Raw genomic sequence first — 13756 nt, forward strand, 5'->3', positions numbered from 1 at the left:
GCGGACTCAGGTACCGGCAAACCCCCACCACTGTCGGCGCTACCGGTAGACTGGAAGACAATCCCGCTCCTGTGCGGGACCAGTCACGGAAACACTGTGCAACGCTGATCAAGGCTTACCGACGCAACATGCTGCAGCCGCTCCGGTCACCCGCCGGGAGCCTGGCTTGTGCTGTGCCAGAAAGGGCGCTTCGTGGCCGATTCCGGCAACCCCAACGAGAACATCCCGTCCACCGACGCCGGCGACAACGCCGAGGCCCCGTCCTCGTCGTACGACGCCAGCGCCATCACCGTCCTCGAGGGTCTGGACGCGGTCCGCAAGCGACCCGGCATGTACATCGGCTCGACCGGTGAGCGCGGACTGCACCACCTCGTGTACGAGGTGGTCGACAACTCAGTCGACGAGGCGCTGGCCGGGCACGCCGACACGATCGACGTCACGATCCTCGCCGACGGCGGCGTACGCGTCGTCGACAACGGCCGTGGCATCCCGGTGGACATGCACCCCGTGGAGAAGAAGCCCGCCGTCGAGGTCGTGCTGACCGTGCTGCACGCGGGCGGCAAGTTCGGCGGCGGCGGCTACGCGGTCTCCGGCGGTCTGCACGGCGTCGGCGTCTCCGTCGTGAACGCCCTGTCGACCAAGGTCTCCGTGGAGATCAAGAGGGACGGCTACCGCTGGACCCAGGACTACAAGGTGGGCGTCCCGACGGCCCCGCTCGCCAAGCACGAGCCCGTCACGGACTCCGGCACGTCGGTCACCTTCTGGGCCGACCCGGACATCTTCGAGACGACCGACTACTCCTTCGAGACGCTCTCGCGGCGCTTCCAGGAGATGGCGTTCCTCAACAAGGGTCTGACGATCAAGCTCACCGACGAGCGTGAGTCGGCGAAGGCGACGTCCGGTGCGGACGAGGCCGGCGCGGACGACGTCGCCGAGGTGAAAACCGTCACATATCACTACGAGGGCGGCATCGTCGACTTCGTGAAGTACCTCAACTCCCGCAAGGGAGACGTGGTGCACCCCTCCGTGATCGACATCGATGCCGAGGACAAGGACAGGCTCCTCTCCCTCGAAGTCGCCATGCAGTGGAACAACGGCTACACCGAGGGCGTCTACTCGTTCGCCAACACCATCCACACGCATGAGGGCGGCACCCACGAAGAGGGCTTCCGGGCCGCGCTGACGGGTCTGATCAACCGCTACGCGCGGGACAAGAAGCTGCTGCGCGACAAGGACGACAACCTCACCGGTGACGACATCCGCGAGGGTCTGACCGCGATCATCTCGGTCAAGCTGGGCGAGCCCCAGTTCGAGGGCCAGACCAAGACCAAGCTGGGCAACACCGAGGCGAAGACCTTCGTCCAGAAGGTCGTCCACGAGCACCTCACCGACTGGCTGGACCGCAACCCGAACGAGGCCGCGGACATCATCCGCAAGTCCATCCAGGCGGCCACCGCGCGCGTGGCGGCCCGCAAGGCGCGCGACCTCACCCGCCGCAAGGGCCTGCTGGAGACAGCGTCGCTGCCCGGCAAGCTCAGCGACTGCCAGTCGAACGACCCGACCAAGTGCGAGATCTTCATCGTCGAGGGTGACTCGGCAGGTGGCTCGGCCAAGTCCGGCCGCAACCCGGAGTACCAGGCGATCCTTCCGATCCGGGGCAAGATCCTCAACGTCGAGAAGGCGCGGATCGACAAGATCCTGCAGAACCAGGAGATCCAGGCTCTGATCTCGGCCTTCGGTACCGGAGTCCACGAGGACTTCGACATCGAGAAGCTCCGCTATCACAAGATCATTCTGATGGCGGACGCCGACGTCGACGGTCAGCACATCAACACCCTGCTGCTGACGTTCCTCTTCCGCTTCCTGCGGCCGCTGGTCGAGGCCGGGCACGTCTTCCTGTCCCGCCCGCCGCTGTACAAGATCAAGTGGGGTCGGGACGACTTCCAGTACGCGTACTCGGACCGGGAGCGCGACGCGCTGATCGAGCTCGGCCGGCAGAACGGCAAGCGGATCAGGGACGACTCGGTCCAGCGCTTCAAGGGTCTCGGCGAGATGAACGCCGAGGAGCTGCGCATCACGACGATGGACGTCGACCACCGCGTCCTCGGCCAGGTCACGCTCGACGACGCCGCGCAGGCGGACGACCTGTTCTCCGTGCTGATGGGCGAGGACGTCGAAGCGCGCCGCCAGTTCATCCAGCGCAACGCCAAGGACGTCCGCTTCCTCGACATCTGAGTCGGCCTCAGCTGACCGCAGCAGAAAGGATCTCCACCGGCAATGGCCGACGAGAACACCCCCACCACACCCGCGGACGAGGGCGACACCCTGCGAATCGAGCCCGTCGGGCTCGAGACGGAGATGCAGCGCTCGTATCTCGACTACGCGATGTCCGTCATCGTCTCGCGCGCGCTGCCCGACGTACGGGACGGCCTCAAGCCCGTGCACCGTCGCGTCCTGTACGCGATGTACGACGGCGGCTACCGGCCCGAGCGGGGCTTCTACAAGTGCGCCCGTGTCGTCGGCGACGTCATGGGCAACTACCACCCGCACGGCGACTCCTCGATCTACGACGCACTGGTCCGCCTCGCGCAGCCGTGGTCGATGCGGATGCCGCTGGTCGACTCCAACGGCAACTTCGGCTCGCCCGGCAACGACCCGGCGGCGGCCATGCGCTACACCGAGTGCAAGATGGCGCCGTTGTCGATGGAGATGGTCCGTGACATCGACGAGGAGACCGTCGACTTCACGGACAACTACGACGGCCGCTCCCAGGAGCCGACCGTCCTGCCGTCCCGCTTCCCGAACCTGCTGATCAACGGTTCGGCGGGCATCGCGGTCGGCATGGCCACCAACATCCCGCCGCACAACCTCCGCGAGGTCGCGGCCGGCGCCCAGTGGTATCTGGACAACCCGGAGGCCTCGCACGAGGAGCTCCTGGACGCCCTGATCGAGCGCATCAAGGGCCCCGACTTCCCGACCGGCGCCCTGGTGGTGGGCCGCAAGGGCATCGAGGAGGCCTACCGCACCGGCCGCGGCTCGATTACCATGCGCGCGGTCGTCGAGGTGGAGGAGATCCAGAACCGCCAGTGCCTGGTGGTCACCGAACTCCCCTACCAGGTCAACCCGGACAACCTTGCGCAGAAGATCGCCGACCTGGTCAAGGACGGCAAGATCGGCGGCATCGCGGACGTCCGTGACGAGACGTCGTCCCGCACCGGCCAGCGGCTCGTGATCGTGCTCAAGAGGGACGCGGTTGCCAAGGTCGTCCTGAACAACCTCTACAAGCACACAGACCTGCAGACGAACTTCGGCGCCAACATGCTGGCGCTGGTGGACGGCGTGCCGCGCACGCTGTCGCTGGACGCGTTCATCCGCCATTGGGTGGCGCACCAGATCGAGGTCATCGTCCGCCGTACGCGCTTCCGGCTGCGCAAGGCCGAGGAGCGGGCGCACATCCTGCGCGGTCTGCTGAAGGCCCTGGACGCCATCGACGAGGTCATCGCCCTCATCCGGCGCAGTGACACGGTGGAGATCGCACGCGAGGGCCTGATGGGCCTCCTGACGATCGACGAGATCCAGGCGAACGCCATCCTCGAGATGCAGCTGCGCAGGCTCGCCGCCCTGGAGCGCCAGAAGATCGTCCAGGAGCACGACGAACTCCAGGCAAAGATCACCGAGTACAACGAGATCCTCGCCTCGCCGGTCCGCCAGCGTGGCATCATCAGCGAGGAACTCACCGCGATCGTCGAGAAGTTCGGCGACGACCGGCGCACCCAGCTGGTGCCCTTCGACGGCGACATGTCCATGGAGGACCTGATCGCCGAGGAGGACATCGTCGTCACGGTCAGCCGCGGCGGCTACGTCAAGCGCACCAAGACCGACGACTACCGGGCCCAGAAGCGCGGCGGCAAGGGCGTTCGCGGCACGAAGCTCAAGGAAGACGACATCGTCGACCACTTCTTCGTGTCGACGACGCACCATTGGCTGCTGTTCTTCACCAACAAGGGCCGCGTCTACCGCGCGAAGGCGTACGAACTCCCCGACGCCGGACGGGACGCGCGCGGCCAGCACGTCGCGAACCTCCTGGCCTTCCAGCCGGACGAGACGATCGCCGAGATCCTCGCGATCCGCAACTACGAAGTCGCGCCCTACCTGGTGCTCGCCACCAAGGGCGGCCTCGTGAAGAAGACGTCTTTGAAGGATTACGATTCGCCGCGCTCCGGCGGTGTCATCGCGATCAACCTCCGTGAGACGGAGGACGGTTCGGACGACGAACTGATCGGTGCCGAACTCGTTTCAGCAGAGGACGATCTGCTGCTGATCAGCAAGAAGGCACAGTCGATCAGGTTCACTGCCACCGATGAGGCGTTGCGTCCCATGGGCCGTGCCACCTCGGGTGTCAAGGGCATGAGTTTCCGCGAGGGCGACCAACTGCTCTCGATGAATGTTGTTCGACCCGGTACGTTCGTGTTCACTGCCACGGACGGCGGGTACGCGAAGCGGACCGCCGTCGACGAGTACCGCGTCCAGGGACGTGGCGGCCTCGGTATCAAGGCCGCCAAGATCGTGGAGGATCGCGGTTCTCTCGTCGGCGCGTTGGTGGTGGAGGAGACCGACGAGATCCTCGCCATCACGCTGTCCGGCGGCGTGATTCGTACGCGGGTCAACGAGGTCAGGGAGACGGGCCGTGACACCATGGGCGTCCAACTGATCAACCTGGGCAAGCGCGATGCCGTGGTCGGTATCGCTCGTAACGCCGAGGCCGGTCGTGAGGCGGAGGAAGTCGACGGTGACGTCGACGAGCCGATCGCCGGCGAACCGGTCGACGGCACGGATGAGGGCACTCGACCCCCGGTCGAGTAGCGAGGAGTGAGTCATCGTGAGTGGAGCCACGGGCGCCGGAACGAGCGGTACCGGTACCGAGACCGACGGCGGCCGTGGCCCCGCCACCGACGCGACCCACGGGGACGCCTCGGACTCCAAGGAATCCCAGAGGGGAACCGTGACCGACAGCAGAAGCCCGCAGGCGCAGCAGTACGCTGCCGGGCCGGCTCCGGCGCCGGGCGCGCCGCCCGCTCCCCCAGCTGCCCCCGCTCCCCCAGCTGCCCCCGCTGCGCCGGGCTCGGCGCTGCCGGGTGAGAGACAGCCTCAGCAGGGGCCCTCACAGCCGTACCACCCGCCGCAGGCGTACCAGCCGTCCCCGGGCCCCGGAGCGGTTCGCAAGCCCCGCACGGGGGCGAGCACGACGCCTCGTACACGCAAGGCGCGGCTCCGTGTGGCCAAGGCCGATCCGTGGTCGGTCATGAAGGTGAGCTTCCTGCTCTCCATCGCGCTCGGCATCTGCACGATTGTCGCGGCCGCGGTGCTGTGGATGGTCATGGACGCGATGGGCGTCTTCTCGACCGTCGGCGGCACGATCTCCGAGGCGACCGGCTCGAACGAGTCCAACGGTTTCGACCTGCAGTCGTTCCTGTCGTTGCCGCGCGTGCTCATCTTCACCTCGATCATCGCGGTCATCGACGTCGTCCTCGCCACCGCGCTGGCGACGCTCGGCGCCTTCATCTACAACCTCTCCGCCGGCTTCGTGGGCGGCGTGGAGCTGACGCTCGCGGAAGACGAGTAAAGGGTCCTGCGGAGGTCCTGCGGTAACTCGCTCCTGGGACCCCGTGGAACGGCTTCAGAGCGCTCCCGGACTATCCGGAACCACCGGGATACTCCGGGACCACGTCTGAGCACCTCTGAAGCACCTCTGCAGCGCCTCCCGAACCGCTCCGAACCGCTTCGGGGACGGCCGGGACGGCCCCTCAAGGCCGAAGGACCAGGGCCGCCGGTGCCTCTGAACGGGAACCGAGCGGCCCTGGAACTATCGATTTTGGGACTGGCCGCGTCGTGCGCTAATCTTCAGAGGTCAGCGCGCGGGACTACACCGCAGAGCGCGGCGGGGCTATAGCTCAGTTGGTTAGAGCGCATCCCTGATAAGGATGAGGCCACAGGTTCAAATCCTGTTAGCCCCACCAGTACGTAGGCCCCCAACCGATCACGGTTGGGGGTCTTGTTCATGCGTACGTCTTCATGCGTGGCGTAGTACGCAAATCTGACCTGCTCATGAGGGTCGCCCGGAGCGGAGCCGTACCGGGTAGGGGCGGCTGCGGGATTGAAGGGCCACTACGGGAGTGAGAGGCGCTACGGGAAGGCGTGCCGCCCTGTCAGGGCCGCGGCGAGGGACTCACGCGCAGGGAGGCGGATGCCGTCCTCGTCCTGGGCCGTCGGCGAGCGGTGGCGGCAGCCGGGGGAGGAGCCGTGGGCCTCGGCGCGGATGCGCTGTTTCATCGTGGGCGGGAGGGAGCGGACGAAGGACCAGGCCCAGCGGAGCGGAGCGCTCTTGCGCGGGACCTCGGCCTGGGGTACGGGAGCGGCGGCGGCCGGCTTGCCGAGTCCCAGCGCCGTGCAGAGCGCGAGGAAGGCGGTGACGATGACGGTCCACAGCTTCATGACCTGGGCGCGGGCCATGGTCCCTCACTTTCGGATCAGGGGGATTTGCGTACTTTCCTCATGATGTGTATGTGGGGACCAAAGCGAAGGAACGACGCCCGTGGCGCATTGATCTTCCGATGAACACCACTCGGATGGGGGCAAAGGGCCCGGAAATGCGATGAGCGATGTTTGTCACGTTGTGTGGTGATTGCTCACTCTGAGGCGAAGAGCCTGGTGAGGGATGGATCGCTGGGTGCCGGACGGGAGTTGGGGTCCGACGGAGGTCACCGATCGGTCTCGAACGGTGTGTATAGTCGGGCGCCAGAGGTCCCCTACGTCAAGGAAAGACGAGGTCGCGCGGTGAAGAAGCTTCTCCTGGTCGCACTGGCCGCCATCGGCGGGCTCCTCGTGTACCGCCAGATCCAGGCGGATCGCGCCGAGCAGGATCTGTGGACGGAGGCGACTGACTCCGTGCCCACGGGTTCGTGAGTACCGACCACACTCTCTTAGCAAGCCCCGACCGCGGTTGCGGTCGGGGCTTCGTGCTGTTCGGGGCTTGGTGCTGCCTGGAGGCACCCCCTTTCGCTTTAGCGAACGGATTACTTGCATTGGCGAATTTGAGGGGTGGAGAGGTGGCGTGCGGGGCAGGATGGCCGCGTGGCGGCTCGCGGCCGGGGGTTCCGTACCCGGTCGGGCCGGTGATCCCAAGCGGGGGCTGGTGATCCGGATCGGTGACGAGGGGGCGCGTGATGGGGCGGCGTACGGTCTTGAGGCGCGCTCTGGCCGCGACGGTGGCCCTGGGCGTAGCCGCGCTGCCTGTGCATACCGCGGTCGCCGACACGCCGGGCCCGTACAGCTATGCCCCGGACGCTCGGACGATCGAGGGTGCGCAGAGCACCACCGACGCCGAGCAGCTCAACGCCGGTGCCACATATCGGAGTTCCATCCCCTTCGACGGCAAGCTCTACTACCGCCTCGAACTGGACTCTCGGGAGACGGCGTACGTATCCGCGACCGCCGTGCCCGGGCCGGCGGCGACGGTCTCGTATGCCGACGGCATCAAGGTGTCCATCCAGGACGGGGACGGACACCGCTGCTTCTCCGGTGAGTCCGCAAACGCGAGGTTCGGCGCGACGGCCGGCGTGCGACCGATCACCGCCTGGTCCTCGGTCAGTATCGGACCGGATGAGTCGACCTGCCGGACGTCCGGCACCTACTACATGCTCGTCGAGCGCACCAGTGGCACCGATTCGGCGCCCGGCAGATGGAACCTCGAGCTCCAGTACGTCTCCGAACCTGCCGTGCGGAGCGGCGGTCCGACCGTCGCCCCCAAGACATGGGACTCGGCTTCTCCCGAGGCGCTCGTGGGAGAGCCACGCAGCCGTCCCGGCGGTACCGGCTTCAGCGACGCCCGGGCACTGGGGCAGGGAGTCTGGACGGGCCGGATCGGGGCGGGGCAGACGCTCTTCTACCGGGTGCCCGTCGACTGGGGACAGCAGCTGCACACCACAGCCGAGTTGGGTACGTCGAGCGGTGACGGCATCGTGGGCAGCGCGCTGGTCATGCAGCTTTACAACCCGGTGCGCGGGTTCGTGGACGACGTCGGCGCCGCGTACGGCGGAAGTCAGAGGACGGCGGGGCTGGAGCCGCTGCCGCCGGTCCGGTACGAGAACCGCTACGCCCTCGCCGACAGGACCAGCGCGATGCGGTTCGCAGGGTGGTACTACCTGGTGCTCCACCTCAGCCCGGAGGTGGCCGAGAAGTTCGGTGACGGTCCCCTCGGGCTGACGCTGCGGGTACGGGTGAGCGGGACGGCACAGAGCGGGCCGTCGTACGACGGCGTGGCAGAGCCCCGCGATGTGTTCGAGGTATCGGCGGGCGACCGGGAAGCGGCGGCGAGCGGGTCGGAACAAGCCGGGCCCAGGGACGAGAAGACGGCGATGAAGCTGTTGGCCGCAGGCGGCATCGGGACCGGCGTGGTCCTGGTGGCCGGCCTGGGCGTGTGGACGCTGGTGGCCCGACGACGCGCCGCCGGCGCGCAGCGGGGCTGAGGGGCGGAGGCGGACCCGGCCGTTGCCGGATCTTGGCCGGACAGTTCCTGATCCGTTCCTGATCAGGAACGGATCAGATCCTGAACAGGGCCCAGAACCCCACGGCGAAGCAGATCAGCGCGAACAGCAGCACCGGCACGGCCACCTTCGCAGGCGGACCGGGGGGCTTGGCGCGGTGCCGAGCGGTGGCCTGCTGCGGGGTGGGAACCTCTGCGACTCGAGCGGTGTATGAAGCAGTAGAAGCGAAGGCGGCGGAGCCCGCGGAGTGCTGGTGGGGGGAGGTCACGTGCGTGGACGCGGCGGGGGAATCGGTGATTCCGAATTCCACGGTTCCGTAGGCGGGAGCGGGCAGCACGGTGGCCGTCGGGGGAGTGGGCGGCTGCTCCGGGTATTTCTGCCGGCCTTCGCGGTTCTGATGCGCTGGGTAGTTCTGTGGCCCCGGGTAGTGCTGCTGGTCTGGAGAGTTCTGCTGCTTTGGGTACCGCTGCGGCTGTGGCTGGTGTTGCTTCTGTGGGCCGGGATGAGCGGGCCACGGTGGAGGGGGAAGGCGGAAGCTGTCAGTGCCCGAAAGGGTGCGCGGTTGCCCGGGAGGGCTGTCTTGCCCGCTGGGATCGGTAGGCGGCTTGTCGACGGCTGGGGCGGAGTCCGACGCCTCTGTGATGGGGGCCGGCCCGGGCGGGTCGTAGGACGTGGTCGGGGGAGCACCGATGAGGCCCTCGCCTGGGCCGGACCCGGAGATGGGCCGCAGCGGTCCCTCGTCCTGCGGTCCGGCGCCGGTGTGGACGGTCCCGCCGTCGGTTGGGGGCTGGACTGTGCCGGGCCCCGTGTCCGGCGGGAGGTCGGCGGGGCTGACGACGTTGGTGTCCGTACGAGAGCTGGTGCGCATGCCGGGCACTGCTCGGTCGGTGTCCGTGGACATCGAGCCAGACTGTGGATCGGGCCCAGGTGGAGGAGCTGCGCCCAAGACAGGGCCGGCCGGGGGCGAGGCTCCGCCGGGCCACGCCGGTCGCGACGCCGACTCGGGCGAACGGGGATCCGCGTCAGGCAGCGTTCCACCGGTACCGGCCTCGGTGGCGACGTCGTGGGAAACCGTGCGGCCGTCGGCCTGTCTCACGGTCGTCAGTGGGCCATCAGGTCCGAACGCCGGTGGCAGAGGGCCGAGTTGGTCGAAGATCTCGATCTGTTCGTCGTCGGGGCCCGTCTCCGGGAGGAGGTCGGCTATCGAGGCCAGGGCCTTGCGAGCGCCGGTGGCCGTGCGGAATCGAGCCTGAGGATCGGGCTCCAGCAGCGCGGCGACGATCTGCCAGAGAGGCTCCGGTACGCCCTGCGGGGCACTCGGCGTGCCATGGTCCGCGAAGTGCTCTATCAGGGCCTTGGCATCGGGTTTGGCGCCCTGGAGCAAGTAGAGGGCGACCAGGCCCACGGCGAAGAGGTCGGCGGGAAAGTCCGGCTCGGCGCCGAGCATGGACTCGGGGGCGAAGTAACCCGGCGTTCCCACCACGTAGTTGGTCTCGGTCAGCCGGGGCTCCCCCAGGCGCATGGCGATGCCGAAGTCGGACAGCCGCAGCCTTGGCCGGGCCGTGCCGGTGGCCTCCAGCAGGATGTTGGCGGGTTTGATGTCCCGGTGCACGACGCCCTCGGCGTGCACCGCGGCGAGTCCGGCGAGCAGTTGGTCCAGCAGGGTGCACACGAAGGCCGGCGGGAGGGGACCGTAGTCCCCGACCAGGTGGACCAACGAGCCGCCGGCTACGAGGTCCATGGTGAACAGGACCTTGTCGTCGTCGGCGGCCCAGCTGGCGGGAGCGAGCACATGCGGGTGGTCGATCCGCAGCGCCTGTTCCCGCACGAAGCGCAGCAGCGAGTGGGCATCGCTCTGCTGCAGTACCTTGGCGGCCACATATCGGCGCCGCCGATGGTCCCAGGCGCGCCAGACCGCACCGACTCCCCCGCGCCCGATGGGGTCGACCAGTTCATACCGTCCGGCGAAGACCTCACCCATGGTCGTGCGTCGCTCCCCCTTCGGCGGTCGGCCCGGCACCCCTTGCGAGGCGCCCGGCATCCGGTTGGACGGCGTTCCGCGCTCCGGCCGACGGTCCTTGGGCCGACGGCCTTCGGCCGGCCTCGCCCCAGGAGCAGGCCTCGGCACGGTGATCCTTCGGCGCTGGGCTCGTCGGACGGTCTCAGCGGCTGCCTCCCGCGGCAATCCACGAGAGGCGGGACTTCCGCTGCCTCCCTGCTCACGTCGACCCGGAGTCTGCCCGCTCGCCTCGTCCCAGAGCCCGCATTCTGGCCCCGACCGGGAGCCCGCGCCCCGTTTCGGCCCGGGCCGTCCCCGTCTCCCCCCAGTCCCGGTGGTCAGGTGGTCGGTGGGAGCCGGGGAGGGGACGGTGCCGAGTCGCAGTGGTCAGTTCTGGTGGGACTGGTAGTGGGTCACCGCGTCGGAGGTGCGGCCCGCGCCGTAGACCCGGAGGAACTCTGCCAGTTCCGGGTGGGTTGGGGCGAGGGTGTTGGCGGCGTCGATGATGTCCCCCGCGGCGGCCACCGAGCGGAGCAGCGACTGGATCTCGCGGACCACGCGCTTGACCGTGGGCGCACCCGAACTGCTCGTGGTCTGAGTGGTGTTGCTGAGCACCGAGCCCCCCTGAGACTTCTTGATCTCGTCCATCCGCTCGGTCGCCTCGGCGGCGCTCACACTGCCGTCGGCGACCTGCCCCGCCAGGTCCTGCAGCAGTTGTACGCGCTGGACGACCGCAGGGTTGCCGATCTTGGCGCGCTGACCGCTCATCAGCTGGGACAGCATGGGCGCCGACAGGCCGAGAACCCCCGCGAGGCGAGCCTGGTTAAGTCCCAGATCGTCGATGAGCCTGCGAAATAGCGCGCCCAGAGGCTCCCCGTACCAGTTCCGCTGCAGCTCCCGTGCTCTCGCGGTCGCTTCCTGCTGTGCGGCGTCCATGTGCGTCTCCCCATCGCTTCCCCAAGTACGGCGGTTCGCTGTAGCGAACCACGTCGAGCATCTTACGGAGAGTGGTCGTTAACTGGGACCCCCAATCTTTTTGCGAGATCCCCCCTGGGACCCGGTACTCTGGTTCCCGGCGGTTGTCGACGAGGGGTTTTCCCCGTCGGGGGCCACCCTCCAGGGGCCATAGCTCAGTTGGTAGAGCGCTGTCTTTGCATGGCAGATGTCAGGGGTTCGACTCCCCTTGGCTCCACTCGACACAGCCCGGCCCGGGCGTCCCAAGGACGTCCGGGCCGGGCTTTTTGTCTGCCGTTCCGTGCGGATCGCGTGGCGGGAAACGGCCTGACAAGGAAGCTCGTCGTCGCGATTGCGATCGTTTACGGGCACGTCTGAAAACGTGGTTATCCAGATCGTTGGGGGGTGGGGAGCGTCAACGTACACATTCGCGAAAGCTTCACACGATGTCCATGGACTTTCGTCCGGTTCGTGCGGCACATGTGCTGGAGGCGTCGGGGGACGTGTTCCACGTGAAACAACGCTGTGGGGCGAGCGACATCAAGTCGCTCGCCCCACAGCGTCATTGAGAGTCAGCGGCGGTCGTCGCGATCAGCCGCCTCCGCCTCCGCGGCCTCCTTGGCCTGGACCTCGGGATCGAGTGCCGAGCCGTCCACCGAGGAGAGGCGTCCTGTGTCGGAGATCTCGGTGGCCGCGGGCGGCTCGACCAGCCAGTCAGGGTTGGCCTGCTTGTCCCACCACTTCCAGGCGGCGTAGGCGCCGCCCGCGAGGGCGCCCAGCATCGCCAGGCCCTTGGCAAGGCGACCGGCGCGGGCGCGGCGCTCTTGCCGGCGAACCAGCTTGCGGACGTCCTTCGCGGAGACCTGACCACGCAGGGCAGCCAGCGCCGCCGCACTGCGCGCCGCCGCCTCTTCGCGCACCGGACCGGCAGCGGCCACGGCCTGCTCGATCCTGGGGCGGGAGTAGTCGGCGGCCTGGCGGGCCGCCTTGCGGGTACGGATCGCCGCCTCGTGCGCCGCGTGATCGACCTTCGGTGGCACATGGGTGCGCGCATCCTTCAGTCGAGGGGCGACACGGGCGTCGTACGTGCTGCGGGCCTGCTCGGCGGCCTGCGATGCGGCGGCCGACACCTTGGGGCCGAGCCGTACGCGTGCTTCGTGCGCGTACTGCGCGGCCCGGTCCTTGGCGGTGTCGGCGTAGGGCGCCACCGCTTCCGCGGCGTGCCGCACGCTGTCCTTCGCCGAGCTGCTCGCGGCGCGCACGCTGTCGATGCGGGTCACGGGATCCTCCTCCTCGGTGGCGTACGTGGGGGGTCTCGCCCCCCAGAAAGACACAGTTCACCTTTCCACCCTTAACGGGATCATGCCTGTCGTGGCGCGGCGGGGCATGCGAGCGCGGGCATCCGGGTCATGAGCCATGACTCCGGATGAACTCGGGTCAATGGCGGCCTCACGGCTACCAACGAACCAATGGCAGTCAAATACCGTGCAACGGGACCTGGCGACGACAATGCCACGGATAGCCGGGAGGCGGGCACTTTCGGGCGTACTTCGGCCGGTTTTCTGCCCGCGCGTACAGCCGATCTCCCTTGGTATAGGGCGGCCGGGCGACGTGCGGCGCGGTCCGTGCGAGGATCGGGGAGTCACAGAGGACAACGGAAGGCACATCGTGGCTGAGCAGCTTTACGCCACCCTGAAGACCAACCACGGCGACATCGAAGTACGGCTCCTGCCGAACCACGCGCCCAAGACGGTCCGTAACTTCGTCGAGCTCGCCCAGGGCGAGCGCGAGTGGGTCAACCCGGCAACGGGCCAGAGGTCCACGGACAAGCTCTATGACGGCACGGTCTTCCACCGGGTGATCAGCGGTTTCATGATTCAGGGCGGGGACCCGCTGGGCAACGGCACCGGCGGCCCGGGCTATGAGTTCGAGGACGAGTTCCACCCGGATCTCGCGTTCAACAAGCCCTACCTACTGGCCATGGCCAACGCCGGCCCGGGCACCAACGGCTCGCAGTTCTTCATCACCGTCGCGCCGACGGCCTGGCTGACCCGCAAGCACACCATCTTCGGCGAGGTCACCGACACGGCCAGCCAGAAGGTCGTGGACTCCATCGTCAACACCAAGACGAATCCGCGCACCGACCGCCCGGTAAACGACGTGGTCATCGAGACGGTGGTCGTGGAGACCCGCCAGGGCTGAGCCCCTGCGGCCCGAGCCGTCCGGCCACGCCGAGCCACCCGGCTCCGCCGCGGCCGCC

The 13756-nt window shown here is 68.2% G+C and carries 10 protein-coding genes and 2 tRNA genes; 8 read left to right on the top strand and 4 right to left on the bottom strand.

Annotated elements, in window-relative coordinates; genetic code table 11:
- Positions 1-168: 168 nt before the first annotated feature.
- The 4 genes from gyrB (at position 169) to EF387_RS17820 (ending at position 6017) form a co-directional block, all read left to right on the top strand.
- Positions 169-2235: a DNA topoisomerase (ATP-hydrolyzing) subunit B gene (gyrB, locus tag EF387_RS17805; protein WP_128377535.1), complete on the top strand. Its 2067-nt coding sequence runs from the start codon at positions 169-171 to the stop codon at positions 2233-2235.
- Between the two features lie 42 nt (positions 2236-2277).
- The gene (gene gyrA / locus EF387_RS17810; protein ID WP_128377536.1) at positions 2278-4863 is read left to right on the top strand and encodes a DNA gyrase subunit A; all 2586 of its coding nucleotides are present in this window, start codon (positions 2278-2280) and stop codon (positions 4861-4863) included.
- 16 nt (positions 4864-4879) lie between these two features.
- A complete protein-coding gene (locus EF387_RS17815; RefSeq protein WP_128377537.1) occupies positions 4880-5623 on the top strand; it encodes a DUF3566 domain-containing protein in 744 nt (247 codons plus the stop codon).
- A gap of 317 nt (positions 5624-5940) precedes the next feature.
- Positions 5941-6017 (top strand) — tRNA-Ile (locus tag EF387_RS17820).
- Between the two features lie 166 nt (positions 6018-6183).
- On the opposite strand, the gene EF387_RS17825 is transcribed toward EF387_RS17820, so the two are convergent.
- A complete protein-coding gene (locus EF387_RS17825) occupies positions 6184-6510 on the bottom strand; it encodes a DUF6344 domain-containing protein (RefSeq protein WP_238431568.1) in 327 nt (108 codons plus the stop codon).
- Between the two features lie 324 nt (positions 6511-6834).
- On the opposite strand from EF387_RS17825, the gene EF387_RS48390 reads away from it, so the two are divergent.
- Complete coding sequence (locus EF387_RS48390) at positions 6835-6963, top strand: DLW-39 family protein (protein ID WP_003999697.1); 129 nt, start codon at positions 6835-6837, stop codon at positions 6961-6963.
- A gap of 278 nt (positions 6964-7241) precedes the next feature.
- The gene (locus tag EF387_RS17835; protein ID WP_128377539.1) at positions 7242-8525 is read left to right on the top strand and encodes a hypothetical protein; all 1284 of its coding nucleotides are present in this window, start codon (positions 7242-7244) and stop codon (positions 8523-8525) included.
- Positions 8526-8598: 73 nt separating this feature from the next.
- Here EF387_RS17835 and EF387_RS17840 read toward each other — a convergent pair whose 3' ends face one another.
- Both EF387_RS17840 and EF387_RS17845 read right to left on the bottom strand, forming a co-directional pair.
- A complete protein-coding gene (locus EF387_RS17840; protein WP_128377540.1) occupies positions 8599-10524 on the bottom strand; it encodes a serine/threonine protein kinase in 1926 nt (641 codons plus the stop codon).
- A gap of 405 nt (positions 10525-10929) precedes the next feature.
- Positions 10930-11478, bottom strand: coding sequence for a helix-turn-helix domain-containing protein (locus EF387_RS17845; protein WP_128377541.1), 549 nt, complete (start codon positions 11476-11478; stop codon positions 10930-10932).
- Between the two features lie 183 nt (positions 11479-11661).
- Here EF387_RS17845 and EF387_RS17850 point away from each other — a divergent pair.
- Positions 11662-11734, top strand: a tRNA-Ala gene (locus tag EF387_RS17850).
- Positions 11735-12068: 334 nt separating this feature from the next.
- Here the strand turns inward: EF387_RS17850 and EF387_RS17855 are convergent.
- Positions 12069-12776, bottom strand: a complete 708-nt coding sequence (locus tag EF387_RS17855) for a DUF5324 family protein (protein WP_128377542.1) — start codon at positions 12774-12776, stop codon at positions 12069-12071.
- Positions 12777-13164: 388 nt separating this feature from the next.
- On the opposite strand from EF387_RS17855, the gene EF387_RS17860 reads away from it, so the two are divergent.
- Positions 13165-13698 (top strand): peptidylprolyl isomerase, encoded by a 534-nt coding sequence (locus EF387_RS17860; RefSeq protein ID WP_128377543.1) that lies wholly within the window; start codon positions 13165-13167, stop codon positions 13696-13698.
- Positions 13699-13756 lie beyond the last annotated feature (58 nt).

This window comes from Streptomyces cavernae, from assembly GCF_004023625.1.
GTDB classification, from domain to species: Bacteria; Actinomycetota; Actinomycetes; order Streptomycetales; family Streptomycetaceae; genus Streptomyces; species Streptomyces cavernae.